Annotated in this window: 22 protein-coding genes and 1 riboswitch; of the genes, 16 read left to right on the plus strand and 6 right to left on the minus strand. The window is 71.1% G+C overall.

Features of this window, described 5'->3' with window-relative positions:
- Positions 1 to 453 precede the first annotated feature (453 nt).
- The 4 genes from LVQ62_RS09925 to LVQ62_RS09940 are packed head-to-tail and all read right to left on the minus strand — an operon-like array spanning position 454 to position 4,005.
- Positions 454 to 1,446: a glycosyltransferase gene (locus LVQ62_RS09925; RefSeq protein ID WP_233761269.1), complete on the minus strand. Its 993-nt coding sequence runs from the start codon at positions 1,444 to 1,446 to the stop codon at positions 454 to 456.
- The gene (locus LVQ62_RS09930; RefSeq protein ID WP_233761271.1) at positions 1,443 to 2,507 is read right to left on the minus strand and encodes an NAD(P)-dependent oxidoreductase; all 1,065 of its coding nucleotides are present in this window, start codon (positions 2,505 to 2,507) and stop codon (positions 1,443 to 1,445) included. The genes LVQ62_RS09925 and LVQ62_RS09930 overlap by 4 nt, the downstream gene beginning before the upstream one ends.
- On the minus strand, positions 2,495 to 3,463 hold the full coding sequence (locus LVQ62_RS09935; protein WP_233761273.1) for a glycosyltransferase family 2 protein: 969 nt from the start codon (positions 3,461 to 3,463) through the stop codon (positions 2,495 to 2,497). Before LVQ62_RS09935 ends, LVQ62_RS09930 begins: the two co-directional genes overlap by 13 nt.
- Positions 3,460 to 4,005 carry a DapH/DapD/GlmU-related protein gene (locus LVQ62_RS09940; protein ID WP_179481588.1) on the minus strand — a complete coding sequence of 182 codons (546 nt, stop codon included), beginning with the start codon at positions 4,003 to 4,005 and terminating at the stop codon, positions 3,460 to 3,462. Before LVQ62_RS09940 ends, LVQ62_RS09935 begins: the two co-directional genes overlap by 4 nt.
- A gap of 92 nt (positions 4,006 to 4,097) precedes the next feature.
- On the opposite strand from LVQ62_RS09940, the gene LVQ62_RS09945 reads away from it, so the two are divergent.
- The gene (locus LVQ62_RS09945) at positions 4,098 to 4,754 is read left to right on the plus strand and encodes a PIG-L deacetylase family protein (RefSeq protein WP_233761275.1); all 657 of its coding nucleotides are present in this window, start codon (positions 4,098 to 4,100) and stop codon (positions 4,752 to 4,754) included.
- Positions 4,751 to 5,389, plus strand: coding sequence for a WbqC family protein (locus tag LVQ62_RS09950; protein WP_233761277.1), 639 nt, complete (start codon positions 4,751 to 4,753; stop codon positions 5,387 to 5,389). Before LVQ62_RS09945 ends, LVQ62_RS09950 begins: the two co-directional genes overlap by 4 nt.
- A gap of 61 nt (positions 5,390 to 5,450) precedes the next feature.
- Here the strand turns inward: LVQ62_RS09950 and LVQ62_RS09955 are convergent, their stop codons facing one another.
- Positions 5,451 to 6,233: a class I SAM-dependent methyltransferase gene (locus LVQ62_RS09955; protein ID WP_233761279.1), complete on the minus strand. Its 783-nt coding sequence runs from the start codon at positions 6,231 to 6,233 to the stop codon at positions 5,451 to 5,453.
- 101 nt (positions 6,234 to 6,334) lie between these two features.
- Between LVQ62_RS09955 and LVQ62_RS09960 the strand changes: the two genes are divergently transcribed.
- Positions 6,335 to 6,898 carry a hypothetical protein gene (locus LVQ62_RS09960; RefSeq protein WP_233761281.1) on the plus strand — a complete coding sequence of 188 codons (564 nt, stop codon included), beginning with the start codon at positions 6,335 to 6,337 and terminating at the stop codon, positions 6,896 to 6,898.
- Positions 6,899 to 6,951: 53 nt separating this feature from the next.
- Positions 6,952 to 8,151 carry a phosphoglycerate dehydrogenase gene (gene serA, locus LVQ62_RS09965; RefSeq protein ID WP_233761282.1) on the plus strand — a complete coding sequence of 400 codons (1,200 nt, stop codon included), beginning with the start codon at positions 6,952 to 6,954 and terminating at the stop codon, positions 8,149 to 8,151.
- Positions 8,152 to 8,171: 20 nt separating this feature from the next.
- Here serA and LVQ62_RS09970 read toward each other — a convergent pair whose 3' ends face one another.
- Positions 8,172 to 9,662 (minus strand): cytochrome P450, encoded by a 1,491-nt coding sequence (locus LVQ62_RS09970; protein ID WP_233761284.1) that lies wholly within the window; start codon positions 9,660 to 9,662, stop codon positions 8,172 to 8,174.
- A gap of 174 nt (positions 9,663 to 9,836) precedes the next feature.
- Between LVQ62_RS09970 and LVQ62_RS09975 the strand changes: the two genes are divergently transcribed.
- The 12 genes from LVQ62_RS09975 to hrpA all read left to right on the plus strand — a co-directional run bounded on the left by LVQ62_RS09975 (position 9,837) and on the right by hrpA (position 26,874).
- The gene (locus LVQ62_RS09975) at positions 9,837 to 12,683 is read left to right on the plus strand and encodes an AAA family ATPase (protein ID WP_233761286.1); all 2,847 of its coding nucleotides are present in this window, start codon (positions 9,837 to 9,839) and stop codon (positions 12,681 to 12,683) included.
- An 11-nt stretch (positions 12,684 to 12,694) separates the two neighbouring features.
- Entirely contained in the window at positions 12,695 to 13,933 is a 1,239-nt protein-coding gene (locus LVQ62_RS09980; RefSeq protein WP_233761288.1) for an McrC family protein, read from the plus strand.
- 97 nt (positions 13,934 to 14,030) lie between these two features.
- On the plus strand, positions 14,031 to 14,711 hold the full coding sequence (locus tag LVQ62_RS09985) for a DUF4352 domain-containing protein (RefSeq protein WP_233761290.1): 681 nt from the start codon (positions 14,031 to 14,033) through the stop codon (positions 14,709 to 14,711).
- 276 nt (positions 14,712 to 14,987) lie between these two features.
- Positions 14,988 to 15,485: a DUF4352 domain-containing protein gene (locus LVQ62_RS09990; RefSeq protein WP_233761292.1), complete on the plus strand. Its 498-nt coding sequence runs from the start codon at positions 14,988 to 14,990 to the stop codon at positions 15,483 to 15,485.
- Between the two features lie 77 nt (positions 15,486 to 15,562).
- Positions 15,563 to 16,165 (plus strand): hypothetical protein, encoded by a 603-nt coding sequence (locus LVQ62_RS09995; RefSeq protein ID WP_233761294.1) that lies wholly within the window; start codon positions 15,563 to 15,565, stop codon positions 16,163 to 16,165.
- Between the two features lie 106 nt (positions 16,166 to 16,271).
- Positions 16,272 to 16,955 carry a DUF4352 domain-containing protein gene (locus LVQ62_RS10000; protein ID WP_233761295.1) on the plus strand — a complete coding sequence of 228 codons (684 nt, stop codon included), beginning with the start codon at positions 16,272 to 16,274 and terminating at the stop codon, positions 16,953 to 16,955.
- A gap of 85 nt (positions 16,956 to 17,040) precedes the next feature.
- The gene (locus tag LVQ62_RS10005; protein WP_233761297.1) at positions 17,041 to 18,231 is read left to right on the plus strand and encodes a DUF445 domain-containing protein; all 1,191 of its coding nucleotides are present in this window, start codon (positions 17,041 to 17,043) and stop codon (positions 18,229 to 18,231) included.
- 115 nt (positions 18,232 to 18,346) lie between these two features.
- A riboswitch (SAM riboswitch) is annotated at positions 18,347 to 18,464 on the plus strand.
- Positions 18,465 to 18,545: 81 nt separating this feature from the next.
- Positions 18,546 to 19,862, plus strand: coding sequence for a bifunctional o-acetylhomoserine/o-acetylserine sulfhydrylase (locus tag LVQ62_RS10010; protein WP_233761299.1), 1,317 nt, complete (start codon positions 18,546 to 18,548; stop codon positions 19,860 to 19,862).
- 111 nt (positions 19,863 to 19,973) lie between these two features.
- Entirely contained in the window at positions 19,974 to 21,041 is a 1,068-nt protein-coding gene (locus LVQ62_RS10015) for a protein kinase family protein (protein ID WP_233761301.1), read from the plus strand.
- A 73-nt stretch (positions 21,042 to 21,114) separates the two neighbouring features.
- Positions 21,115 to 22,263: a DUF4185 domain-containing protein gene (locus LVQ62_RS10020; RefSeq protein ID WP_233761303.1), complete on the plus strand. Its 1,149-nt coding sequence runs from the start codon at positions 21,115 to 21,117 to the stop codon at positions 22,261 to 22,263.
- A gap of 43 nt (positions 22,264 to 22,306) precedes the next feature.
- Positions 22,307 to 22,897 (plus strand): RNA 2',3'-cyclic phosphodiesterase, encoded by a 591-nt coding sequence (thpR, locus tag LVQ62_RS10025; RefSeq protein ID WP_233761305.1) that lies wholly within the window; start codon positions 22,307 to 22,309, stop codon positions 22,895 to 22,897.
- A 104-nt stretch (positions 22,898 to 23,001) separates the two neighbouring features.
- Positions 23,002 to 26,874 carry an ATP-dependent RNA helicase HrpA gene (gene hrpA, locus LVQ62_RS10030; RefSeq protein ID WP_233761307.1) on the plus strand — a complete coding sequence of 1,291 codons (3,873 nt, stop codon included), beginning with the start codon at positions 23,002 to 23,004 and terminating at the stop codon, positions 26,872 to 26,874.
- Positions 26,875 to 26,902: the final 28 nt, after the last annotated feature.

Below are 26,902 nucleotides of genomic sequence, written 5' to 3' on the forward strand. Positions count from 1 at the left end.
CGTGGGCGTGCGGTGGCAGCGGCGGTTGGTAGGGCGTGAGCAGTCCGTGCTGCAGCACGAGCTGTGCGCGTCCGGTGCGCTCGGCGAACGCGTGGGCGGCCGATCCCACCGCGAGGTAATGGCCGTAGGAGAGCACGGCACCCACGTCGGGCAGTAGTGCATTCAGGTCGTCGGCAGAGACCGCACGCGAAACACGTTCTCCTGCTGCGACATCCGGCACGGGTTGCTCGCTCAGGACCGCGACGGGCAGGTCTTCCAGCGGCTCCAGCAGCCACTGTTTCTTGGGGCCCTCGGCCACGTCCAGGGCGACCAGGACACGTGCGCTACCGTCACGAGGCAGGTCCAGGACGAACTGCGAGGGCGCCCCCGTACGGCGCACCCGCCGTGCGACGCGGCGCACGCGATGACGGGAGTCCTGCCAGTCCTGCCAGGCGCTCAGGTCGCGCGGATGGATCAGGCCCACAGCGACTCCAGCACCGTGGCGCGGTGGTCGAAGGTGTGCTCGGCGAGCGTCCGCGCCCGGCCGCGATCACGGATCCCGTCGGCCCATCGCGGCTCCCGCACGCACCGGCCGGCCACCTCGCGCAGCTCCCCGGGAGAGGCGACGACGAGCACCTCGCCTGCCGCGCCGTCCACCTCGTAGAGCTCGCTGACGTCCGACCGATCGATCAGCTGCACCCCGCCCACGCCCGCCGCCTCGAAGGTGCGCATGGTGAAACCGTCCTGGTCGCCGTGCAGGTTGAGCGTGGCGGCGGAGCCTGCCATCACGCCGTACGCCTGCGACCGCGACAACTGCCCACCACTTGGCACCCTGGCGGCGCGCAGCGTATGGGTGTGCAGGCGGTCGCCGAGCCCGCGGGACCAGTCGCGCCCGTACGCCCGCACCGGCACCCCGGCATCGTCCAGGCCGTGCAGCGCCGTCTCGCGCGCGGGGTAACGCGCACCGATGAAGGTGACGACCGACTCCCGGCGCGGGGTGTAGGTGGTGCGCCGATCGAACCCCAGCGGCAGGTGGGTGGCGCCCAGCGCCTGTGCGTCGGTGCGGCTGTACGTCGCGAGCGGACCCAGCCCCGCGAGCGCCTCGAGCGTGTAGCGGGTGCGGCGCACCTCGTCGTAGAGCCAGGTGACGCGGGGAAGTCGCAACTCGTCGAGCAGGTGCCAGAAGGAGTCCTGGAGCAGGTCGCCCTTGACCACGACGACGACCTGCGGGGCGTGTGCCCGCACGGCTGCGATGGCACGTTCGGTCAGCCGGGCGTGCAGCCGTGCGGGAGTCACCGCGTCCGGCAGGTCGTGCAGCAGCTTGTTGGCGATCCTGCCGGGCAGGCTCGGCGGCGCGTCGTACACATGGGTGTCCACGGTGTGCCCGCGGTCCTGCAGCGCTGCCGCGATGGCCCGCCAGTAGCCGTGGAACCCGGGGCTGACCAGCAGCACGCGGCGGGGCGTCACGAGGTCAGCCCGCGATCGCGCAGCTCGTCCAGCGCCCTGTCCCAGGCGTCGGCGCGGGCGCCCGGCTGATCCCACGACGTGCGCACGAAGTCGGCGACCGCGTCGGCGGCACACCACCGCGGCGAGGGGGCTCCCAGCTCGCGTGCCCGCGTGAGGTCGGCGCAGGCGTCGCGGATGTCGCCGGCGCGGTGCACGTCGACGTGCACGATGTCGACCGGTGCGCTCAGCGATGCCGCGACCGCGTGGTCGGCCAGCTCGCGCAGCGTCGTACGGACACCGCTGCCGCAGTTGATGATCCGCGGGCCGTCCGCGGCCGGGGCCGGATTCGCGACGGCCCAGCTGATCATCGCGGTGAGGTCGGTGACGTGCACGAAGTCGCGGGTCTGCGCGCCGTCGCCGTAGACCGAGATCGCACGGCCCTCCTTGAGGCAGGCCAGGAACGCCGCGAGCACGCCGGTGTAGGGGTTGTGCAGCGCCTGGCCGGCACCGATCACGTTCTGCGGCCTGATCACCGTGGCGGACCCTCGGTCACCGAGCTCTGCGGCGATCACCTGCTCGCCCTCGGACTTGGTCTCGCCGTAGACGGACACCGGCGCGTGCGGGTCGTCCTCACGGGAGTCCGCGGCCCGTGAACCGGGACGTACGACGCCGTCGTACGTGCGGGTGCCGTCGGCCTCGACGCGCGCACCCTCGCCGTAGACGGCGCGCGAGCTGATGGCGACGAGGGGTACGCCTCGGCGCGCCGCCTCTCGCGCCGCCAGACGGGTGCCCTCGACGTTGACCTGGCGATAGCGGTCCTGCTGGTACATCGACTGGCCGGTGCCGGTCTCGGCCGCGAGGTGAATCACGACGTCGGCATCCCTGCACCGCGCCCAGGCGTCGGCGTCGCACACGTCGCCCACGACCATGCGGCCGGGGAAGCCGGCGCGCGCGGCTTCCGGCTCCCTGTGCACCTGGGGGCTCAGCAGGTCCAGTGCGATGAGGTCGTGACCCTGCAGGCGCAGCTCGGTCGCCAGATGCCGACCGATGAAGCCGGCTCCGCCGCTGATCAGCGCTCGCATGGCAGATCCTGCTCCGTGTCGGTCGGGACCCCGGCGGGGGACGGCGGTCGGGCGGCGGCGTGGCCGGCGCCGCGCCCCTGGATGAGGCGCAACTCCTCGCGCAGCACGTCGACCGGACGCACCGGTCGCCGTAGTGCCCGGCGGGAGACGTTGGCGCACAGATTAACCGCGCTGGCCCCCACAAGTGCCATCTGCAGCCGGCGCAATCCGCCCCAGGTGCGCGCGTACTGCAGACGGGAGGCGACCAGCCACTGGCGGCTGCGCGCCGGGTCCGACGAGCCGCCGCCGCGATGCACCACCGACACCGTGCCGAGCACCACCGACGGGATGCCGAGTCCGCGCAGGCGACGCTGCAGGTCGACCTCCTCGGCGTTCATGAAGTACCGCTCGTCGAAACCGCCCACCGCCCGGAACGCCGCGACCGGGACCAGCACGGCCGCGCCGACGACCCAGTCGACCGGCACCACGGCGTCGCCGACCGCACGCGTGTCGTGGCCGACGCCCTCGTGCAGCCGCGGCAGGTGCCGGAACCTGGCCAGCGGGGTCAGCCACTCGATCACCTGGTGGCCGATCGTGGGGAAGTGCCGGCCCACCCACTCCGGGTCGCCGTCGAGGGTGGTGACCTGCGGGCTCGCCACCACCGGCTGCCAGGGCGCGGCGCCCGCGAGCAGGTCGGCGACAAAGGTGGGGCCGATCTCCAGATCGCTGTTGAGGATCAGCGCCAGCTCGGTGGGCAGCCGCGCCATCCCGGTGTTGACGGCCGCGCCGAACCCGCCGTTGACCTCCCGGCGAACGACGCTCGCGCCGGCGATCGGCGCCAGGGGCTCGGGGGAGGCGTCGTCGACCACCACGATCGACAGTGCCTGCCCGATCAACGACGCGACCAGGTCGCGCGTCGGTGCGGGATCGCCGTAGTGGGGCACGACGACGCCGACCTGCTGGATCGCCTCGTTCACTCCCCACCCGCCAGGGCGCGCGCCGGCACACCCGCCACGACGGCGCCCGCGGGCACGTCGCGGGTGACGACGGCCCCGGCGGCGACGGTGGCGCCGTCGCCGATGCTGATGCCGCCCAGCACGATCGCCCGCTGCCCGATGAAGACGCGGTCGCCGATGCGCACCGGTCCGCTGTGCACGATCTCGTGCCGCCCGTCCCGCCCGTGATCGGTGGTGGCGACGAAGACCCCGTCGGCCAGCACGCACTCGGCGCCGATCTCGAGCGGATCGGCCGCGTGCAGGTGCACGTCGTGGCCGAGGTAGGTGCCGTCGCCGATGCGCAGCGAGCCGCCGTCCTCGGTCTGCAGCCAGGCGCCGGGGTAGACCGCGACGCGCGCGCCCAGGCTGATCCGGTCGACCCCGCGCAGGATGCGCGGCGCCACGACGACGCTGCCGGCGCCGATGGCCGCGAAGGAGCGCCGGTAGAGGGAGGTCGTCACCGCCCGGCCGAGGTGCCAGCGGACCGACGGGCGCGCCTCGGTCAGGCGGCGGGCGAGGCTCACAGGTGCACTTTCGGTCGTCGTCGGCTCCGGGATCCGGTCGGCCAGGGCTCATTGTGCCGTCTGGGGCCGCGCGCACCGTACGATCGGCGCTCGTGGATCTCAGCGCTGCCGACGGCACCGTCCGTCCCGTTCGCCGGATCGTCGTGGCGCCGCACATGGACGACGAATCGCTGGGCTGCGGGGGACTGCTGGCCAAGCACCCGGAGGACAGTCTCGTGGTCGTCGTCGCGGACAGCGGCGACGTGCGGGCGAAGGAGCACCGGGCCGCGCTGGCCGCACTGGGCGTGCGGGACTCGGTGCGGCTGGGCCTGCCCGACGGACATGTCGGCGAGGATCCCCGGGCCCTGGTGCAGGCCCTGGACGAGGTCTTCGAGACCTACCGGCCACACGAGGTCTACCTGCCCTACCCGTCGCTGCACCAGGACCACATCGCGGCCTACGAGGCCGGCATGCGCGCCTGCCGGGCCTCCATGAGTGTCACGCACTTCTTCCCGCCATCGGTCTTCGTCTACGACATCGCGGCGTACGACGTGAACCTCTACCAGGCCGAGTTGCGCTGGAACGTCTTCGAATCGCTGCAGGAGGAGCACATCGACGCGAAGGTCGCGGCCTGCCGCGCGTACGCCACGGAGATCCCGGACGAGGTGCACGCGATGACCGGTCTGAAGGAGATGGCGGTCGCGCTCGGGCACGCGCGCCTGGTGCGGTACGCCGAGCAGTACGCGCTCGTGCGGAGCATCCGCCCGTGATCGTCGCAATCCACCAGCCGGATCTGCTGCCCTACTCCGGCTTCTGGTTCAAGATGATCTTCAGCGACGTCTTCGTGATCGCCCAGCACGACCAGTTCCAGAAGCACGGCTACCAGCGCCGGGTCACCATGCGCGACGCCTGGTGTTCCCACCAGTTGGAGGGCAAGCCGTCGCTGGTGCCGATCACGGCAGTGCGGGTGCTGCCGGGCTGGCAGGACCGGCTGATCGGCGTCGTGCGGGGGCGCTACACCGGCGCCCGGCACTGGAAATCGCGCGGCCTGCCGCTCCTGGACCGGATCGCGGACTGCAGCGGGGAGACCCTCGCCGAGGTCAACCTGTCGATGATCCACGTGCTGCGCAACGTGCTCGACATCCGTACGCCGCTCGCGTTCACCGATCCGCCGGCCGCCTCCGGCGTGCCCCGACTGATCGAGCAGGTGCAGGCGGTCGGTGGCACGGCGTACCTGTCCGGCGCGGGTGCGACGGCGTACATGGGCGACGACGCCACGGCGACCTTCGCCGAGGCGGGCATCGAACTGCGGTGGTCCCACCACGAGATCACCTCGGGTGACTCGGTGCTCACTCTCCTGATGGACCACGACGATCCCGTCGAGGTCATCTCCCGCACCTGCTGACCCAAGGTACGGCACCGCAGCGCACGCGCGCTGGAGGACCTCTCCACGTGGTGGTCGAGGCTCAGGCCGCCCGTCCCGTGTAGTAGAGCCAGACGGCGCGGTCGTCCCGCTCGACGGCGTCGCCCGCCAGGTCGAAGGTCGCGATGTCGGCGAAACCGGCCGCACGCAGCTGGTTGCGCGACTCGTCCGCTCCGACGTAGTAGGTGAGCATCGAGTAGTCGTGTGCGTCGTCGTTGATGACCGCCCAGGTCGGTCGGATGACCTCGTGAGCCCGGAGTCGGCGCCGGTTCGCCCGGGCGCGCCAGGCGGCGTAGCTGCTGCGGAGCACGCTGCGGCCCGGTCGCGGGCGACCCTGCCACGGCAGCAGGTGGAATCTGAGGTGGTCGCGGTTGTGGCTGGACAGCAGCAGCAGGCCGCCCTCGCGCAGCACCCGGCGCATCTCCCGCAGCGCGATCGCCCGGTCGTCGTGGCCGATGTAGTCCAGACCGTTGAAGGAGAAGATCACCGCGTCGAACGAGGCGTCGTCGAAGCGGCGTAGGTCGCGGACGTCGCCCTCCTCGATGCGCAGATCCGGGAAGCGCGCGGCCGTCGCGGCGGCCAGCGCCGGCGAGTAGTCGAGCCCGACGTACTCCCGCGCCAGGGGCGCGAGGTGACCCGTGGTGCGTCCACCGCCGACACCGATGTCGAGCACCGTGCGCCCGCGCAGGTCGGCGTCGTACGCGTCGAAGAGGACCTTCTCCGCGGGGTGCAGGTGCGACAACCGCGGATAGTGGCGCACCGCATCGGCGCCGGTGTACGACGCGTGGTTCGCGCGGTCCTGGACGTCGGGGTGGGCGTGCGACATGGGCGGGACCTCTCGAACGGGTGGGGAGCGCAGGAAGTCTAGGGTCACCATCGGTCGCCGCGGTGTCGATGGGCCGCCCCCATTCCCTTACCGTGTGCACCGTGTCGACGACGTCCCCCGATACCCTCCGGCAGCCGGATCTGCTCCTGTTCGTCTGTGACGGCAACCTCGCCCGGTCGCCGGCTGCCGAACTCATCTCGCGCCACCGCGCCGTGGCCGACGGGCCCTGGCGGTTCGCGAGCTGCGGTGTGCGCGCCGTGCGCAGCGACCGGGTGCTGCGCGAGGTGGAGCGCCGGCTCGCCCTCATGGACGTGCCGGCCGGCGGCTTCCGCTCCCGTCAGGCGACCCCGGCGATCCTCGGCGAAGCCCGCCTCATCCTCACCGCCGGAAGACCGCAGAACGACTGGATCGTCGACGAGACGCCCACGCTCTACCGCCGCACCTACACGATCCGCCAGGCCGCCCGCCTGCTGCGGGACCTGCCGCCCGGCGCGGATCCGCTGGAGCACTTGGCGCGTACGAAGGACCGGATCACCGAGCAGGACGAGGTCGAGGACCCGATCCGCAAGGGCGGCGCGGCCGCGGGACAGGCCGTGGGACAGATCGACGAGGCCCTGCGGGTCATCCTTCCCGCCCTCGGGGCGCTGGGGCCCGTCCGGCCCTGAGCGGCCGACCGGCACCCGGACACCCGAGCCGGGTGCGAGCGGGGCCCGGCACAATGGGCCGCGTGAAAGCACTGCTCCTGGAGAACATCCACCCCCTCGCCGTCTCGCTGCTGCAGGACTCGGGCATCGAGGTGCAGTCGCACGCCGGCGCGTTGGACGAGGACGAGTTGATCGCGGCGCTCGACGGGGTGGACCTGCTCGGGATCCGGTCCAAGACCGAGGTCACCGAACGCGTGCTGCAGACCGCCACGCAGCTGCAGGCGATCGGAGCCTTCTGCATCGGCACCAACCAGGTCGCCCTCAAGGCGGCCGCCGAACGCGGAGTCGTGGTCTTCAACGCGCCGTTCTCCAACACCCGCAGCGTGGTCGAGCTCGTGATCGGCGAGATCATCGCGATGGCCCGCCGGCTCACCGAGAAGGACGGCGACCTGCACGCGGGCACCTGGAACAAGGACGCGACCGGAAGCCACGAGATCCGCGGCCGCAGCATCGGGATCGTCGGCTACGGCAACATCGGCAGCCAACTGTCGGTCGTGGCCGAGATGCTCGGGCTGCGGGTGTTCTTCTACGACACCGAGGACAAGCTGGCCCTCGGCAACGCCCACCGCTGCGAGAGCCTGGAGGAGCTGCTGCAGGTCGCCGAGGTGGTGACGCTGCACGTCGACGGACGGTCGGGCAACGCCGGGTTCTTCGGGGCCGAGCAGTTCGGGCGGATGCGTCCGCGCGCGCTCTTCCTCAACCTGTCGCGCGGTTTCGTGGTCGACTACGACGCGCTCCGCGAGGGTCTGCTGTCCGGGCACATCGCGGGCGCGGCGGTCGACGTCTTCCCGACCGAGCCGAAGGTCAAGGGCGAGCGGTTCGTCTCACCCCTTCAGGGCATCCCCAATGTGATCCTCACCCCGCACGTCGGTGGCTCGACCCAGGAGGCGCAGGAGGACATCGGCCGGTTCGTGGCGACCAAGCTGCGCGACTTCGTGCAGCGCGGCACCACCACGCTCAACGTCAACCTCCCGACGCTGACCCTGGAGGCGCGCCCCGGCGGGCACCGGGTCACCCACCTGCACGTGAACATGCCCGGCGTCCTCGCCAAGGTCAACAGCATCCTGGCCGCGCACGGGGTCAACATCGAGGGGCAGATGCTGAGCACGCTCGGTGACAACGGCTACGTCATCACCGACGTCAACGACATCCCGCGCGCCGTCGTCGACGAGCTGGCGGCCCTGCCGGAGACCATCCGGCTGCGCGTCATCTGAGCGTCACCTCGCCCGCGCGGTCAGTGGGCGACGGGGCAGCCGGAGACCCCGGATGCCGTTTCCGTCTCTGACGGGCGTGGATCCGTAGACCCCGCAACGTCTTTCGGCGTACGTCGGGTGACCCCGAGGCGGAAGTCCCGCGGCATCAGCGTGAGCCGCTCGGCGATCCGCAGGTCGTACGACGGGTCCGGCGTGAGGTCGTAGCGGTGCACCAGCCGAGCCAGCGCCAGCACGGACTCGTGCAGGGCGAACTGCCGCCCGATGCACGCCCGGTCGCCCACGCCGAACGGCAGGTAGGAGTGGGCGGGCCTAGCACGCACGTTCGCGGGCAGGAAGTGGTCCGGGTCGTAGGAGTCGGCGTCGTCGCCCCAGACCGTCGGGTCGCGGTGCACGGCCGTGAGCATCACGAGCACCCAGTCGTCGCGGTGCAGCGTCCACCGGCCGCCGATCGTCTCGGAGCCGTGCCGCGGTCCGCGCGCGAAGCCCGGAGCCGTCGGCCACAGGCGCAGGGCCTCGTCGAGACAACGGCGGATATAGCGGAACTTCGGCACCTGCTCGAAGGTGGGCACCGCGTCGGGATCGGTCCCGAGGATCGCGTCGGCCTCCTCCTGGGCCCGGCGCATCACCTCGCGGTCGCGGCTCATGTAGTAGAGCGCGAACGACAGGGCGCCCGAGGTGGTCTCGTGTCCCGCCACGAGGAAGGTGTTGATCTGGTAGCGCACGTTGGTCAGGTCCAGGGCGGCACCGGTGTCGGGGTGGCGCGAGTTCAGCATCAGGCCCAGCAGGTCGTCGGTGCGACGGTCGCCGCTCGCCCGGCGGGCCTCGACGATGTCGTCGATCATCGCGTCGACGTACGCCCGACGCTCGTCGTAGACCTTCCGTCCGTGCCGCATGAGCAGCCGGCCGCCGGGGACCGCCGACAGGAACGCGCGGCGCTGCCCGCCCGCGAGTGCGGTGATCATGGCGGTCACGAACGGGTGCTGCTCGTCGCTGGTGAACGAGCCAAAATCGGTGCTGAACGACGTCCGCCCGATGGTCTCCAGCGTCATCCTAGTCAGCCAGGGGGACACGTCGACGGGCTCGCTCTCCTGATCCCACGCCGAGATCAACTCCGAGCACACGGCGTTCATCGTGTCGTGATACCCGCGCATCGAGGCGCGGGTGAACGCCGGCAGCAGCAGATCGTGCGCCAGGGCCCAGTTCGGTTCGTCGGTGTACGCCGTGAAGAGCCCGTCGCCCGCCACCTCGCGCAGTGCCTTGACGCCGGGCGCGAGGGCCTTCTGGAAGCGGCCCTCGTCGCTGAGTTCCGCGGTCAGCGTCGCGTCCGTGGTCAGCACGAACTTCATCCCGAAGGTCCGCAGCTCGAACAGCGGCCCCGCGCCCTTCGACAGGTGCAGCATCTTCTGGACGGGACCCCCGCCCGGAGCGCGCATCACGGAGACGACGTCACCGAGCACGCGTCGGCGTCCCGGGGGGTGCGGTAGCTCGGTGTGGGCGAAATTCGCGGTCATCCTGGGGACTCTCCGGACGCTCGGTTGGATGTCGTCACTGTAAGCCACTTCACACAACAGGTGTAGTGCCCGACCGGTCCCGGGTGCCCGCTGGGGCCCGCTGTGCCCGGCTAAAGTGGGCGACATCCCGGATCCCGCACCGTCCACGCACCGACCCTGAGAGTCCAACCTCACGTGGCCCAACCGCACACCGCGCACGATCAGCCCGCGACCACCGACCAGCCGTCGCCGGAGCACCGACGCGACCTCGAGCGATGGCGTACGACGTACGACCTGCTCGCGGCAGCCGCGCGTCAGGACGCCACCGCGCAGGCCCGCTGGGCCGCCGAGGACCGCCACGGCGAGGAGCGGTGCGCCGAGATGCGGGAGATCCTGCAGGCTCTGACGCTGCGCCGGGACGTACGCGCGTTCGCGGATGCCGTTGCCGCCTGGGGTGCGCGGCCGGGGCCGTTCGCCCAGTTCGCTCCGTCCGGTCCGGCATGGCTGCACCAGCTCGTCGAGGCGAGCGCCGGACACGAACGCGATCTGGCCGACCTGTTCGTCGCGGTGTGCCGCACCCCCGACGGTGACGACGAGGCCGCCGCACGGATCAGGGCTCTGGAAGACGTCGCCAGAACGGGCGCGCACACCACCTCGCCCGTTCTGCCGGTGCTCTCCGTGTTCTGGACGACCGACCGCGCCGCCCGCTGGCCGGTCGCGTGGTCGCCCGCCGTGGCGTCGTTCCTCACGCTCGGCTGGATGGGGCGGCACATGACCCACGCCGAGCGCTACGTCGCGTTCGCTCAGCTGTGCCGTGGTCTCGCCTCGCACGACCCATGCGAGGTGGAACGGCTGATGGTCTACCTGGAGGCCGCCGGCCCGTTCGTCGGCGTGGGCAGCGGCCTGCCGCAGACGTGCGACGAGGCTGCGGAGCTGATGGACGAGCATCAGCCGATGCCGGGGTATCCGCGCGCGGAGTCCGAGGCGCGGGCAGCGGGCCTGGCGGGCCAGTTGCGAGGTGCGGCAACGCTGCTCACGCGCTCGTTGCACCGGCCGCTGGAGCAGGCCACCGGGCTGCGGCTGCGAGAGACCAACCTGCAGACGCGCGTCGGCACCGGCCGGGACGCCCCCTTCCGCGCCGACCTGCACGCCACCTGGTCGCTGCCCGGCGACGCAGGGGCGCCGGCGCTGCGACTGTGGGTAACGCGCTCGGGGGTCGCCGTCGGGCTGCACGCGGGCTGGCCCGGGGCCGGACACGTCGGTGTCGGCGCCGAGGACCGCCAGGCGCGGATCGCCGCCGCCGTGCAGCGTCATCTGCCGCCGGAAGTCCAGTTCCTCGCCGTCGACGGTGCGGCTACCGCCGACCGGGTGTCTCCCGCCGGCCGGTCCTATCCCGGCGGCGAGATCTTCGTGGGCCGCTGGTGGCCCCACCCCGAGGCGCTCGACCGGGCGGACGTCGCCCAGGAACTGCTCGCGACCGCCCGCGCGGTCACGCCCCTCGTGGACGTGCTCGCCGGCCACGACCCGACACCGACGGGCCCGGCCGACCTGGAGCTGCTGGCGCACCTGGAGCAGTTCCGGGTCGGCCGGCCCTACCCCACGGAGCGCGACGGCTGGCACGAGGAGCAGCGTCGATCGTTGGCCGCCCACCTGGACCCGGACGGTCTCGACGCCTTCGACCTCGCCTCCTTCCGCCGGCTGGTGACCGGACGCGCGTACGGCGCGGTCGGCAGCCACTCGGTGCTCCAGGCGGCCCTGGCCGGCCTCGACGCGCCCGGCCTCGACCGGCTCGCCGGCGCGCTGAAGACGTTGCTCTGGGGGAGCGGCAGTGACGCCGAACGGATCGACGCCGTCCTCAGCGACCCGCCCGTGCCCGGCCTCGGTGAGACGGTCGTGATGAAGCTGATGGCGGTGGTCCACCCGGCGCGCTATCTGCCCGTCTACCCCCTCGGCGGGGCCGACGGCAAGGTCGCTCTGGCCCGCGTGCTCGGGGTCGACCTGCCCGAGACCTCGGATACGACGCGCGCGCGGCTGCACCTCACCGCGTCCGACCGGTTGCGTGCGCGGCTCGAACCGCTGCTGCCCGGCGACCCCTGGGGGCAGGTGCAGTTCGCCCGGTGGCTGCTGCACCGCGGAGAGGCGGTCGCGGATCCGGATCGCGATCTGATCGCCGAGGCAGCCGCCGACCTGCTGGTCGACGAGGACTTCCTGCGCGAGGTGCACGGCCTGCTGGAGGAGAAGAAGCAGGTGGTCTTCTACGGGCCGCCGGGCACCGGCAAGACCTTCCTCGCGCAGCGCCTCGCCGCTGCCCTGCAACCCGATTCGACCAAACGGGCCGTCGTGCAGTTCCACCCCTCGACGTCGTATGAGGACTTCTTCGAAGGCTTCCGACCACGCCTGGACGCCCAGGGGCAGATGGTCTACGAGCTGCGCAAGGGCCCGCTCGCGCTGCTCGCCGAAGCCGCCGAGGCCGACCCGACGACCCCGCACGTGATGGTCATCGACGAGATCAATCGGGCCAACCTGCCGCGGGTGTTCGGTGAGTTGCTCTACCTGCTGGAGTACCGCTCGAGCAGCGTCCTCACCTCCTATCGGCCCGACGAGGGCTTCGAGCTGCCGCCCAACCTGCTCTTCATCGGCACCATGAACACCGCCGACCGCTCCATCGCCCTGGTCGACGCGGCGCTGCGCCGGCGTTTCCACTTCGTGCCGTTCATGCCGCACGAGGGCCCGATGGAGGGGCTGCTGCTGCGCTGGTTGAGCGCACACGACGGTCCGGTCTGGGTCGCCGAGCTGGTCGACCGGGTCAACGAGGAGCTGCGGCACGCCCTGCGGGGGCCGCATCTGCAGATCGGCCACAGCCACTTCATGGTCGATCACTTGGATGACGCTGCGCTGCAACGGATCTGGAACTACAGCATCTACCCGTTCATCGAGGACCAGTTCTACGGCCGGGAGGATCTGCTGCGCACGTTCACCTGGGCGGCAGTTCTCGAGCGGCACGGTCCGGCCGGGTCCACCCGCCCGCTCCCGCCCGCCTGACGTCGTACGCCGTGCGCACCGTCACGCTCACCGAGCACTCCACGTCCGACCCGTTCCCCCTGGACGGCGCCGCCCGCGAACGGCTGCTCGATCTGGTGCCGGGGCGACTGGAGGTGCAGGCCACCGCCGACCCCGGGCAGGTACGACTGCGGTCCGCCTCCTGGGTGGGCGCCGTGCACGTGCCGGGGCTCACCGTGCGGGTCACCCCGCGCGCGGGGATGGCGAACCTCTTCACGATGTTCTCCGCAGGGATCCCGGGCGGCACCCTCGGACGTGAGGAAGTCGGCTGGGAGGGCGGCGTCGACCTCGTGGACGGCGTGGCCGCGTTCCTGCTGCGGGCGATCGACGACTGCACCCGCCGCGGGCTGCTGCACGGTTACCTGCACCGGGAGGAGTCGCTGCACGTGATCCGCGGGCGGCTGCTGGTCGAGCAGGTGGCGGTCCGTCCGTGGGCCGCGGCCCGCCCGCCCTGTGGATACGACGACTTCACGGTCGACGTCCCGGAGAACAGGATGCTGCGGTGCGCCCTGGAGCAGCTGCTGCGCTGGCCCGCCCTGCCGCCGGTGCTGCGTCGCGGGGCAACCGCGCTCGCGGTGCGCTTCGACGGGGTGTCGCCCACGGTGCCCGACGACCACCGCGGGGGAGTGCCGATCACCCGGCTCAACGAGCACTACGCGGCGGCGCTCGACCTGGCCGGGCAGGCCCTGGAAGGCGTCACCATCTCCCATCGGGAGGGCGAGCACCGGGCCCACGCGTTCCTGATCGATCTGCAGGACGTGTTCCAGCGGTGGGTCGCCGCCGAGCTCCAGGCCCGGCTGTGGCCGATGCTGCACGTGAGTGAGCGGCCGGCGTACTCCTTGGACGACGATGCCCGGCTGCCGGTCCGTCCGGACCTGGTGGTCATGCGTGGTGCTCGGCCGGCCCTGGTACTGCAGGCTAGCCATCGTCTCGTCGGCGCATCGTCGGCCCTGTCGCAAGAGGTCTCGGCGCTGCTGCTGCAGGCGGCGTCGCTACCGGTGCCGACCGCACTGCTGGTCTACGCCGACGCCGAGCACCCACCCGAGCCGCAGATGCGCATCCGCGGCACCGGCACTCGGCTGCTGTGCCTGCCCCTCACGCTCGACGCGACACCGGACGCGCTGTCGGCTCGCCTGGACGAGATCGCCGAGCTGGTGCGCGTTTCGGCGCTCGGCCCGCTGCCGCAACGGAACCGGGTGCAGGCGAGCGCCGTCGTACCCACGACCCGATGACGGACCGGCACCGTTGCGCTGACGGCTCTCAGCGATTACTCACACAGGGATCCGGTGCTCGGCGAGAATGTCGCCACCTTCGGACGGGAGACGGAAGATGACGTATCTGCTGACCCGGCGCGGCGGTCGCGGGGTCCGGCTCGCGGTCGTGGCGTCGGCGATCGGGTCGGTCGGCGTCCTCACCGGATGCGGCGCAGGCACCGACGCACCGACAGTCGTCACCCCGAGCCGGGACGTCGTCACCAGCGCCCCACCGGTCACTGCTCTGCCCAGTACGTCCGACACGGGAGTCGGCACCTGCGGTGCCTACCTGGGATTCGGACCGACCCCTGGTGGGAGCACCAGGTCTCATCGCTTCGGCACGACCGCTCCGGTCGACGACGCCGACACAGGCGCCGGTTCGGACGTGGTGAAGCTGTCGGTCACGGTGCGGGCGCCGCGCGTGGTCTCGGCGGTGGCCGAGGACGCGCCGAAGGACGGTTATCAGTACGTCGCCGTGGACCTCTCGGTCACGCTGAACTCCGGGGACTCGACCTACATCGGTTCGATCGACTCGTTCAGTGTGCTCGACCGTCAGGGCAATCGCTGCGACTATCGCGAGGACACCGGTGCGATCCCTGCAGCGCAGGAATGGAAAGACGGAGACCTGAGCGCGACGAAGAAGACCAGGAAGGGCTCGATGGTCTTCCAGGTGCCGATCGCCGTGGACGTGTCGTCGTTGACGGTGGCGTTCCTTCGAGGTCTGGGTGATACGGCCACCGACAGGTGGATTGACTGAGCCATCTGGCGACCGAATCCTGGATCTCGTGAGCTCCGGGTCTTTTCTGGATCCGGCCGTTCGGGTTCCCGTACCGTCGACTCGATCAGGTCGGCCTAGTGCGAGGAGGAGCGAGTGCGGGGGTCCGGACGCCGTGTGGGGTGGGTCGCCATCGCGGGGGCATGTCTCGGCCTCGTCACCGCATGCAGTGGTGGTGCACATGCGTCGTCCTCCTCCGGGACCTCGGCGGCCTCTCGGCCACCGGCGCCGACCTCGTCGAACTCGACGACTTCGAGCGTGAAGTCGGCCCGCTGCGACGCACCGCAGTTCGGGTCGGACCCTTCGCCGGACGCGCAGACACCGACCCGCCCCTGGGGCTCTGCGGTCGCCGTTCGCTCGGCTCCGGATCCGGATGGCCTGGACGGACCGCCGGCGGTCGTCCAGATCCTGGCCACGACGCCGTCGCAGGTCGCCTCGCCGTCGGAGGCACCCGATCCGGGCCACGTGTTCGTCACGGTCGCCGTCACCCTCAAGGTGGTGGCCGGTTCGGACCATTCCGTGAGCGCTGACCAGTTCGCGCTCTTCGATCCGCGAGGCGACGCCTGCAAGGATGCCAAGGACTCCGATGTCGTGCCGGATGCCCAGCTGCTGCAGGACTCACACCCGAGCGCCGGGTCGCCACCCGCATCCGGTGCCCTGGTCTTCGAGGTCGACGCCGGGTCCGACCCACGTGCGCTCGTGCTGGCCTACAACGGGGCGTTCAGCCGGGTCGCCAGTGCGCGGTGGCAGTCGTGACCGCGGCCGGACGACACGGTCGGCGGATGGGCGCGCCAGGTCGTGGAGGTGTCTGGGCAGCGCTCGCAGCAGCCGGTGTGATCGCTCTCGCCGGGTGTTCGACCCGGGCACCGGGCGTCGTCGTGCCCCCGTCGCGCTCGGCGACGTCGTCGTCACAGCCGATACCGACAGTCAGCGAAGGCGGTGTCGCCGGCCCGGCGGGTACGGTCACCTGTCCGTTCGACGCCGACCTGTCGGCCGTGCTGAACCCGAAGGCGCAGGTCGTGTCGTTCGGGAAGACCGTGTCCGTGCTCACGGCGTACCCGGCAGCGAAGGTGCAGATCACGGTCGGGACGCCCAGGATCGTCAGCTCGCAGAGTGAGAACCCGCCTCCCGACGGGATGCAGTACGTCGCGTTCCCCACCCTCACCCACCTGGTCTCAGGTGCCTCCTACGGGCAGTCCGACGACAACTTCGCGCTGTACGACCCGCACCGCATCTCCTGCCAGCAGGCGTCCGCCTTCGACGACGTCCTGCCCGCGGGCCAGTTGCTCGCGTCGACGGCAACGGTCAGCACGGCGCATCGTGATGCACGGGGTTCGGTGATCTACGAGACTCCGTCCGGCGCCGACCTGACGTCGTACACGCTCACGTTCGCAGATGACTCGGATGAGTTGGCGAAGGCGGAGTGGACGCGCTGACCCGCTCCGCGACACGAGCTGGCTCCAATGTGCCGCGTCGGGGCATCGCATGAAGGACACTGGTCCCCTGCTCCCCGATGTCGTCCCGTCCGTGAGGAATTCACCCATGTCGCGCGCCTCGTCCCTGTGTCTACCGGCCCTCATCACGCTCGCCGCGACGACGGTCGCTGCATGCGGCACGGCGACCGCGCCCGGCCTCGAGACTCCCACTGTCGCGGCGTCGGGCACGACCTCGGCATCCGCCGCGCCGTCGGGCTCCTCGAGCACGTCCGGTGACAGCACCAATCCCAGCACGTCGAGCAGTGCGCCGCAGAGCTCGGCCGGCGCAGTCTGCAAGACCGACTCCACCATCGGCCCGACGTACTCCGCGACCATGGCGACCAAGCCGTTCGGGACCATGGTGCAGGTCACCGATGAGCTTCAGCGCACGCTGCAGGTCAGCCCGGCCAAGCCGCGCCAGATCACGGCCGCGGACCCCAGCCTGCTGGACCCGGGAATGCAGTACGTCGCCGTCGACGTGCGTACCCATCTGGTCTCGGGGTACACCCTCTACATGAGCTACATCGACTTCAACCTCTTCGATGCCGCTCACCGCACCTGCTACCGCACGAGCAGCCCCAGCGCTCTGCCCGAGGCCCAGCAACTGTCGGGCACCACGCTCAACTCGACGACCAAGGACGCCAACGGAGCCGTCGTGTTCGAGGTGCCGGTCGGAACCGACCTCAGCACCATGACCCTGGCGTTCGCGGGTGGTCTCAACGACACCCCGCAGGCACAGTGGAAGGGCTGATCTGATCTCCGAAGTACCTCCCATCCCTCCTCTGGGTCCGCTGCTGGGCGCCGGTGACGCGGCCCGCCGCGCCGGTCTGCGCCGGATGCGGACGGTGGCGCTCGGGCTGCTGCTACTAGCGGCGGTGATCTTCGTGCTCACCCACGGCCACGGGGGAGTCTGGGGTTACGTGAACGCAGCGGCGGAGGCGGCCATGGTCGGCGCCGTCGCCGATTGGTTCGCCGTCACCGCCCTCTTCCGGCACCCCATGGGCGTGCCGATCCCGCACACCGCGATCATCCCGGAGCGCAAGGACGCCATCGGCGCGAGCCTCGAGGACTTCGTGGCGGAGAACTTCCTCACGCCCGACACGGTCCAGGAGCGGCTCGCAGCCGCGCAGATCCCGGCGCGGGTGGGGCGGTGGCTCGCGGTGCGCGACAACAGCGTCCGCGTCGTACGCACGGCAGCGCCGCCGCTCGCGCGCGGGCTGGAGTCCATCGACGACCGCGAGGTGCTGGAGCTGCTCGACCGGCTGGTCCTGCCCCGGCTGAGCAGGGAACCGATCGCACCGTTGGCCGGGCACCTGCTCGAGGGCATCCTGCGCGACCGGTCGCACACGTCGCTGGTCGATCTCGGGGTGCGGGAGCTGCACGACTGGGTTGCGGCCAACCCCGAGACCATCGTGGCGATCCTCGGCTCCCGGGCACCCTGGTGGTCCCCGAAGTGGCTCGACGACACGGTGACGTCGCGTATCCACCTGGAGATCCTGCGATTCCTCGCCGACGTGCGTGACGACCCGGAGCACCAGACCCGGCAGGCGCTGGACCACCTGCTGGGGCAGCTCGCCCACGACCTGCAGCACGACGAGGCGACGATGGCCCAGGCCGAGTCGCTGAAGGAGCACCTGCTGAAGCACCCCTCGGTGCCGGGGACGGTGCTGGCCCTGTGGGCCTCGGTGCGTACGGCGATCGTCGACGGACTGCGCGACGAGGACAGCGACCTGCACGCACGCCTGTCGCGCGCGCTGACCGATGCGGGGGAGCGGCTCGGGACCGACGAGGCCCTGCGCGACTCCATAGAACGCCGACTCGAGAGCATCGTCGGCCACGTCGTCACGACGTACGGGCGCGAACTCACCTCGGTGATCACCACCACGATCGAGCGGTGGGACGGCAAGGAGGCGGCGTCGCGGATCGAGCTGCACGTGGGGCGCGACCTGCAGTTCATCCGCATCAACGGCACGATCGTCGGAGGCTTGGTCGGGCTGCTCATCTACACGATCGCCCAGCTGCTCTGACCTCGCGGTTGTCAGCGGATCTGTGGTGTCGGCGTCACGAAAACGCTGACGACCGACGTCCGTATATCGAGATTGACCTCGCGCCGGCCTTGGGGTGTCATAACCTCACGTTGTAGGTCATGAGTGCCAGCGTCAGGCCCCGGCGTGCTGGCCGGCAACCCTCCTCCGCGGTGGGGTGCCCCGGGTGAAGACCTGGCCGGTGGATGCCGATCGTCCCCCGGCAAGCGCGGATCGTGGGCCTCCCGCCATCCGCTGCAGCGTCGGCGCAGTGCGAGCTCGCCGGTGCCGCACCCTGCGTCACGAAAGGCGACACGATGACCGACAGCCCCGGCTGGTCCTTCGAGACCCGTCAGATCCACGCCGGCCAGGAGCCCGATGCGGCCACCACCGCACGCGCCCTGCCCATCTACCAGACGACGTCGTACGTCTTCCCGGACACCGACCGCGCGGCCAAGCTCTTCGGCCTGCAGGAGTTCGGCAACATCTACACACGACTGATGAACCCGACCACCGACGTGGTCGAGCAGCGCCTGGCCAACCTCGAGGGCGGGGTCGGCGCGCTGCTGGTCGCCTCCGGCCAGGCCGCAGAGACGCTGGCGATCCTCAACATCGCCGAGGCCGGGGACCACATCGTGGCCAGCCCGTCGCTCTACGGCGGCACCTTCAACCTGCTGAAGTTCACGCTGCCCAAGTACGGCATCGACGTGACCTTCGTGGAGGACACCAAGGACCCGGAGAGCTGGCGCGCAGCCGCCCAGCCCAACACCAAGCTCTTCTACGGCGAGACGATCTCCAACCCCAAGATCGAGATCCTGGACATCGAGGCCGTCGCGAACGTCGCGCACGAGCTCGGCGTACCGCTCGTGGTCGACAACACCGTCGCCACGCCGTTCCTGCTGCGCCCAATCGAGTACGGCGCGGACATCGTCGTGCACTCGGCGACGAAGTACCTGGGCGGGCACGGCACGGCGATCGCCGGCGCGATCATCGACAGCGGCAACTTCGACTTCGGCAAGGACCCGGAGAAGTTCCCCAACTTCAACACCCCCGAGGAGAGCTACCACGGGCTGGTCTACGCCCGCGACCTCGGCGTCGGAAGCCCGCTCGGCGCCAACCTGGCGTTCATCCTGAAGGCACGGGTGCAGGGTCTGCGCGACCTCGGGTCCTCGATCTCGCCGTTCAACGCGTTCCTGATCGCGCAGGGTGTCGAGACGCTCAGCCTGCGCATCGAGCGGCACGTGCAGAACACCCGCGCGGTCGCGGAATGGCTGCAGCAGCAGGATCAGGTCGAGTCGGTGCGCTGGGCGTCGCTGCCCGGTGACGAGTACTACGAGCTGGCACAGAAGTACACGCCGCTCGGATCCGGCGCGGTGCTGGCGTTCGAGATCGCCGGCGGCGCCGAGGCGGGCAAGACGTTCGTGGAAGCGCTCACCCTGCACAGCCACGTCGCCAACATCGGCGACGTGCGCTCGCTGGTGATCCACCCGGCCTCGACCACCCACTCCCAGGGCAGCGACGAGGACCGGCTGCTGGCCGGCGTCACGCCGGGTCTGGTGCGGCTCGCGGTCGGGCTGGAACACATCGACGACATCCTGGCGGACCTCGAGCAGGGGTTCGCGGCCGCCAAGTAGGCACCCGTCGTACGACGATCCGCCGCCGCTCCCGCCTCGGGACGGCGGCGATTCGCGTCCGACCCCGCGTCGGAGGGACGCGCCGCCCGGCCGTGTGGCAGCGTTCGCCGAGTGGACGACCTTGAGCGCAGAACGATCAGGCACCGCGCGGTGTCGGCGGAGCTGGCCTCCTGGTCCGACTGCGAGCTGGCGGCCGCGCTCGAAGGCGGTGAGCTCGGCGGCACCGGGATCGGCGGCTCCACGATGCGCATCAGCGTGCTCGGCACATCGGTGTTCGTGAAATCGGTCGTTCTGACCGAGGCCGAACGCCGTCCCGGCTCGAACCGACCCACCGCGAACGTCTTCGATCTGCCCACCTGGTACTCGTGGGGAGTAGGCTCCGCCGGGTTCGGAGCGTGGCGCGAGGTGGCCGCCCACGAGATGACCACCAGGTGGGCGCTGGCGGGTACCTGCGCCAACTTCCCGCTCCTGCACTACTACCGCGTTCTGCCGAGTCCACCTTCCGAGGCGACCCTGGGGCAGCGGAACGACATCGAACATGCCGTCCGGTTCTGGGACGGCTCCCCGGCGGTTCGACGACGGCTGGAGGCGATGGCGCGGGCCTCGGACGCGGTCGTCCTGTTCCTGGAGCACGTCCCCGAGACCGTGCGTCAGTGGTTCACGAGGCAGTTGGCCGGCGACGCGCCGGCCGCGGAGGCCGCGTGTGCGCTTCTCGAGCACCAACTGTTGGGAGCAGTCCGCTGTATGCGGTCGGGCGGACTGACCCACTTCGACGCCCACTTCCGCAACCTGCTGACCGACGGCGACCGCGTCTACGTGTCCGACTTCGGTCTGGCGGCGTCACCGTCGTTCGACGTCACCGAGCCCGAGCGACAGTTCCTGCAGCACACGGTCGATCACGACCTCGCCTACGTCGTGACCAAGCTCGTCAACACCATCGTCACCACCGTGATCGCCCATCCCGGCCCGGTCGAACGGAACGACTACCTGCGACGGTGCGTCCGTGACGGCTCCGCCGTCGGACTGCCCGCACCGTTGGGGTCGACGGTGTGTCGCTATGCCGCGATCGCGGTCGTGATGAACGACTTCCACTGGGAGCTGTACGCCGGCCGCCCCAGGACGCCGTACCCCGCGCATCGCATCACGCAGGCCCTGACCGCCGCAGGCGTGCTTCCCTGACGTCCCGGAGACGAGGCGTTCCGCTGAGTACGACGAGCCGTCGCCGCCGCCGTGCGCCGCCTAGGGTGGCCGGATGAGGGAGCCCCGCCGGGTCGTCGTCGCTGTGCTGACGATGATCTGCGTGTCGGCCCTCGCTGGCTGCGCCCTGCCGAGGGACGAGGCGCCGCCCAGTTACTCCGCTCGATCCTGGACCGGAGGGGCGGCTGCGCTCTCGACGGTCACCGCGTGCGGCGACGTGGCGCCCGGCCAGACCTACGACGTCGGCGAACTCAACTCCTGGATGCAGTCGTTGCAGGGCTTTCCGCTCTGGCGGGCTGCCGACGTGGGCGCGAGCACGCCGTTGAGCGACGGACGGGTGCTGTGGGCGTTCGGCGACACGCTGCGCGATCCGAGCGCGGCCGACCGGTTCGCCGCGAACTCCATGCTCGTCACCTCGGGGTTGTGCACCTCGCAGGTGGTGCCGGCCGGCCGGGGTCCGGTGATCGCCGACACCCCGCCGACGGTGTGCTGGCCGACCTCGGTCACGGCCGTGCCCACCGCGCGCGGCGACCAGGTCTACGTCGCGTGCTCGCGCATCCGGCGTGGCAGGTCGCTCCTGGACTTCACCATCTCCGGTACGGCGATCGCGCGGTTCGACGTGCCGCGTGGCGGGACGCCGGTGCCCGGCCCGGTGGTCGCCGTACCCCGCTCGCAGGAGATCACCTGGGGTTCGGCCCTGGTCCGCGACTGGAACGAGGTGTACGTCTACGGCACCCGCGGCGGCTCCGCGCGTGGTGCGGGACGCAGCTTGTACATCGCGCGGGTGGCGGCATCCGGCGTGCAGGATCCGACCGCGTGGACCTACTGGAACGGCCTCGCCTGGATCCCCGACGCCGCAGCCGCCCAACCCCTGCTCGGCAGGGACACCGTGAGCCAGGCCCTGAGCGTCAGTCACCTCGGAACCTCCTGGGTCGCCGTCTCGATGCGCGGCGGCGATCTGCAACAGCGCGTGGGGGTGTGGACCGCATCGCAGCCGCAGGGCCCGTGGGCGCTTTCGCGCATCGTCGCGGTGCCGGCTCCCGGCGACGGCACCATCACCTACCAGCCGCTGGCGCACCCCGAGCTGGCCCTGCGCGACGGTGACCTGCTCGTCTCGCTGTCTCGCACCGCTACGACCCTCGCGGGTATGGCGCAGGCGCCCCAGGCATCACGCCCGGTGTTCATCGAGGTGCCCATGCCCTAGGGCTGCACGGAATGCCAGCACCCGCAGGGTGGTTGGCATCCTCATGCCCCGTGTCTTCATCGCTCTGCGGCCCCCTCAGGAGGAGGTGGCGCGCCTCGACGACTTCCTCGACGTACGACGCGACGCCGCGCCGTTCAGCTGGACCGACGCCGAGCAGTTCCACCTCACCCTGGCCTTCCTGCCCGATGTCCCCGAACACCGCCTCGACGACCTGGTGGAGGCTGTCGCGGCGGCCGCCGGGCGCCGGGACCGGTTCGATCTGTGCCTCGGCGGAGGAGGGGCCTTTCCCGATCCCGCGCGCGCCAAGGTGATGTGGGTCGGGCTGCGCACCGACGAGCACGCCGACCAGGAACTGCAGGCGCTCGCGGCCGGCGTCCGTGGCTCCGCCGCCCACAGCGGCGCGCAGGTCGACGGACAGCGGTTCCGGCCGCACGTGACCGTCGCCCGCTGCGGTCGCCCGACCCCGCTCGACCGCTGGGTGCGTCTGCTCGACGGCTACAGCGGAGCGTTCTGGTCGGCCGAAGAGGTCAAGGTCATCGCCTCCTACCGGGGCGAGGGGCCACATGGCAGAGCGCGACACGAGGTGCTGGCGCGCCTGCCCCTCGGCGACCTCGGGCCGTCACCGTCCCTCTGAGATCCGGCTTCGCGATGGTGCTGAGCGCGACTCACCGTCCCGAACGCGGATCTCACCTCAGCGCGACCTGCCCGGCCGGTACGGGAGAATGGACCAGATCCCCGATGACCCAGCCCTCACGCCGCACCCGCCCGACCCGCCGCCGCCCGCGTACGACGTCCGCGGGGCGTCCGCCGCGCCTGGACGAGGCCGCGCAGCAACGCCGCCGGTCGCTGCTGCCCGCGATCGAGTACCCGCCCCAGCTGCCGGTGGTCGCCGAGCGCGTGCGCATCCGTGCCGCGATCGAGGCGCATCAGGTCGTGGTTGTGGCCGGCGAGACCGGCTCGGGCAAGACCACCCAGCTGCCGAAGATTCTGCTGGAGATGGGCCGCGGCATCGCGGGGATGATCGGGCACACCCAGCCGCGCCGGATCGCCGCGCGCTCGGTCGCCGACCGGATCGCCGACGAGCTGCACGTCCCGCTCGGGGGAGTGGTGGGCTACCAGGTGCGCTTCGCCGACCACTCGGGCCCGGACAGCCTGGTCAAGGTGATGACCGACGGCATCCTGCTGTCGGAGCTGCGCCGCGACCGCGATCTGCGCCGCTACGACACGCTGATCATCGACGAGGCCCATGAGCGCTCGCTCAACATCGACTTCATCCTCGGCTACCTCAAGCAGCTGCTGCCGCGGCGACCGGACCTGAAGGTCATCGTCACCTCGGCCACCATCGATCCGGGCCGGTTCGCGGAGCACTTCGCCCAGCACGGCGTGCCCGCTCCCGTGATCGAGGTCTCCGGGCGCACCTTCCCGGTGGAGGTCCGCTACCGGCCCCTGGTCGAGGAGATCGCCGGGCCGTCCGGGCCCCAACTGGTCGACGTCGACCAGGTCACCGGCATAGTGCGCGCCGTCGAGGAGCTGTGGAGCGAGCCGGTGTCCGACGGGGGACCGCAGGACATCCTGGTCTTCTGCTCCGGCGAGCGCGAGATCCGTGACGCCGCAGAGGCGCTCGACGCCCTCGACCTCCCCGGCACCGCGACGCTGCCGCTCTACGCGCGGCTGTCCGCCGCCGAGCAGCACCGGGTCTTCGGCTCGCATGGCGGACGACGGATCGTCATCGCCACCAACGTCGCCGAGACCTCACTGACCGTTCCGGGCATCCGGTACGTCGTCGACAGCGGCACCGCGCGCATCTCCCGTTACAGCCAGCGCACCAAAGTGCAGCGGCTGCCCATCGAGCCCGTCTCGCAGGCGAGCGCGCGGCAGCGGTCGGGCCGATGCGGGCGGGTGGCCGACGGCGTGTGCATCCGGCTCTACTCCGAGGAGGATTTCCTCGCTCGCCCGGAGTTCACGGATCCGGAGATCCTGCGCACCAACCTCGCCTCGGTCATCCTGCAGATGGCGTCGCTGGACCTGGGCGACGTGGCCCGGTTCCCGTTCGTGGAGCCGCCGGACTCCCGCCAGATCAGCGACGGGGTGCGGCTGCTGGAGGAGTTGCAGGCCGTCGAGGAGCGCGGCTCCCGGGGCACCCCGCGTCTGACCGCCGCCGGCCGCGCCATCAGCGCGCTTCCCACCGACCCCCGGCTCGCCCGGATGCTGCTCGCCGGCGCGGAGAACGGCGCCCTGGCCGAGGTGCTGGTCATCGTCGCGGCCCTGTCGATCCAGGATCCTCGTGAGCGACCGGCCGAGAAGCGTCCGCAGGCCGACCAGTCGCATGCCCGCTTCCGCCACGAGACCAGCGACTTCCTGTCGCTGCTCAACCTGTGGCGCTATCTGAAGGAGCAACAGAAGGCGTTGTCCAGCAGCGCTTTCCGCCGGATGTGCCAACGGGAGTATCTGCACTATCTGCGGGTGCGTGAGTGGCAGGACCTGCACACCCAGCTGCGCGAGGCCTGCAAGCAGCAGGGGATGCGTCGCGCGGACACCCCGGCCGGAGAGGACGCCGTGCACCAGGCGATGCTCACCGGTCTGCTGTCGCACGTCGGTCTGCGTGACCGCGAGAAGCGCGACTTCCTCGGTGCCCGCGGCGTGCGGTTCGCGATCCAGCCCGGGTCGGCGCTCTTCCGCAAACCGCCGGACTGGGTGATGTCTGCAGAGCTGGTGGAGACCAGCCGGCTCTGGGCGCGGACGAACGCCGCGGTGGACCCCGCCTGGGTCGAGCGCGCCGGTGGTCATCTGGTGAAGCGCAGCTACGCCGAGCCGCACTGGGAGCGCCGCCGCGGCAGTGTGGTCGCCGCCGAGCGGGTCACCCTCTACGGGCTGCCGCTGGCCGCCGGTCGCAAGGTCGACTACGGGTCCATCGACCCCGTGATGTCGCGCGACCTGTTCATCCGATCCGCGCTGGTCGAAGGCGACTGGGAGAGTCGGCACGCCTTCACCGAACGTAACCGTCAGACGCTCGCGCGGCTGCGCGATCTGGAGGCACGCACCCGGCGCCGTGACGTGGTGGTCGACGACGAGACCGTCTACGCGTTCTACGACGCCAAGATCCCCGAATCCATCGTTTCCGCAGCGCATTTCGACGCGTGGTGGAAGAAGGAGCAGCGCAGCTCACCCGACCTGCTGACGATGTCCGAGGACGACCTGCGCGGCGACGATGCCGCCGACATCGACCTCGACGAGTATCCACGGACCTGGTCCAGCGGAGAGCTCGATCTGCGGCTCAGTTATCGCTTCGAGCCGGGATCCGGTGATGACGGTGTGACAGTGCATGTCCCGGTAGAACAGCTCAACCAGGTCGACCAGGACGGTTTCGACTGGTTGGTGCCCGGTGTGCGCGGCGAGCTGGTGACCGCGCTCATCCGGTCGCTACCGAAGGCGATGCGTCGCAACTTCGTGCCCGCGCCCGACGTCGCGGCGCGGGCGCTGCCGCTGATGCACCCGGCACGCGGCTCCATCACGACCGAGCTCGCCGGAGCACTCCAGCAACTCACCGGCGTGCGCGTCCCGGCCGACCAGTGGGACTGGGACCGAGTGCCCAACCACCTCAAAGCAACGTTCCGCGTGGAGGATTCGCGGCGCCGCGCGCTCTCGCACGGTGAGGACCTGTCCGCCCTGCGCGAGCAGCTCTCCGGTCGGGTGCGCTCGGTGCTGTCCCGGGCCGGCAGCGAGATCGAGCGATCCGGACTGATGACCTGGGACTTCGAGGACCTGCCCCCCGAGCTCACCGAACGCATCGGCAAACGGACTGTGCAGGGCTACCCGGCACTCGTGGACGAAGGTGACAGCGTCGCCCTGCGGGTGCTGCCGAGCGCCGCGGAGCGCGACGCCGAGCACCCGGCCGGCGTACGCCGCCTGCTGCTGCTGCAGTTGGACGTGCCCTGGTCGCGGTTGCTGGGGATGCTCGACAACGCCCAGCGGCTCGCGCTCGGTTGGGGACCGCACGCCGACCAGCAGGCGGTGCTCTCCGACGTCCTGGCCGCCGCCGTCGACGCCGTGGTGGCAGCGGACTCCTCACCGGGGCCGGTGCGGACCCGGGAGCGGTTCGACGCGGTGCTGCGGCAGACACGCCAGCAGGCGTCGGCGCAGGTGCTGTCGATCGTGGAGGGCCTGGTGCCCGTGCTGCACCACTCCCGCGAGGTGCAGCTCGCGCTGGACTCGATGATCCGCCCGTCCGTCGCGGAGCTCGTCGCCGACGTGCGACATCAGCATGAGGGACTCGTCTATCCAGGGTTCGTAGCGGCGACGGGCGCCTCCCGGTTGCGCGATCTGGACCGTTATCTGCGCGGGATGCTCGAACGCCTCGAACGTGCGCCGGAGGACATCGCCCGCGACGCCCAGCGGATGGACGAGGTGCACGCCGTCGAGCGGGAGCTCGGCGACCTCATCGAGGGTCTGCCGCCCGCCCGTCGCCGCGAGGACGCCGTACGCCGGCTGCGCTGGCAGGTGCAGGAGCTGCGGATCAGCTTCTTCGCCCAACGGCTCGGCACCTCAGGGGCGGTCTCGGTGCAGCGACTGCGCAAGGCGATGGACCGGATCGAGGCGGCGCCGATGACCTGATACGTGGCCGGCCCGGATGCGACGACCA

The organism is Allobranchiibius sp. GilTou73, assembly GCF_021391335.1.
Classification (GTDB): domain Bacteria; phylum Actinomycetota; class Actinomycetes; order Actinomycetales; family Dermatophilaceae; genus Allobranchiibius; species Allobranchiibius huperziae.

Bases quoted from the DNA above. Each gene is read 5' to 3' on its own strand.
- LVQ62_RS09970 (WP_233761284.1), bottom strand. From the start codon at position 9,662: ATGACCGCGAATTTCGCCCACACCGAGCTACCGCACCCCCCGGGACGC.
- LVQ62_RS10000 (WP_233761295.1), top strand. From the start codon at position 16,272: ATGTCGCGCGCCTCGTCCCTGTGTCTACCGGCCCTCATCACGCTCGCC.
- LVQ62_RS10020 (WP_233761303.1), top strand. From the start codon at position 21,115: ATGAGGGAGCCCCGCCGGGTCGTCGTCGCTGTGCTGACGATGATCTGC.
- hrpA (WP_233761307.1), top strand. From the start codon at position 23,002: ATGACCCAGCCCTCACGCCGCACCCGCCCGACCCGCCGCCGCCCGCGT.
- LVQ62_RS10010 (WP_233761299.1), top strand. From the start codon at position 18,546: ATGACCGACAGCCCCGGCTGGTCCTTCGAGACCCGTCAGATCCACGCC.
- LVQ62_RS10005 (WP_233761297.1), top strand. From the start codon at position 17,041: ATGCGGACGGTGGCGCTCGGGCTGCTGCTACTAGCGGCGGTGATCTTC.
- LVQ62_RS09985 (WP_233761290.1), top strand. From the start codon at position 14,031: ATGACGTATCTGCTGACCCGGCGCGGCGGTCGCGGGGTCCGGCTCGCG.
- serA (WP_233761282.1), top strand. From the start codon at position 6,952: ATGGGCCGCGTGAAAGCACTGCTCCTGGAGAACATCCACCCCCTCGCC.
- LVQ62_RS09930 (WP_233761271.1), bottom strand. From the start codon at position 2,507: ATGCGAGCGCTGATCAGCGGCGGAGCCGGCTTCATCGGTCGGCATCTG.
- thpR (WP_233761305.1), top strand. From the start codon at position 22,307: ATGCCCCGTGTCTTCATCGCTCTGCGGCCCCCTCAGGAGGAGGTGGCG.
- LVQ62_RS09955 (WP_233761279.1), bottom strand. From the start codon at position 6,233: ATGTCGCACGCCCACCCCGACGTCCAGGACCGCGCGAACCACGCGTCG.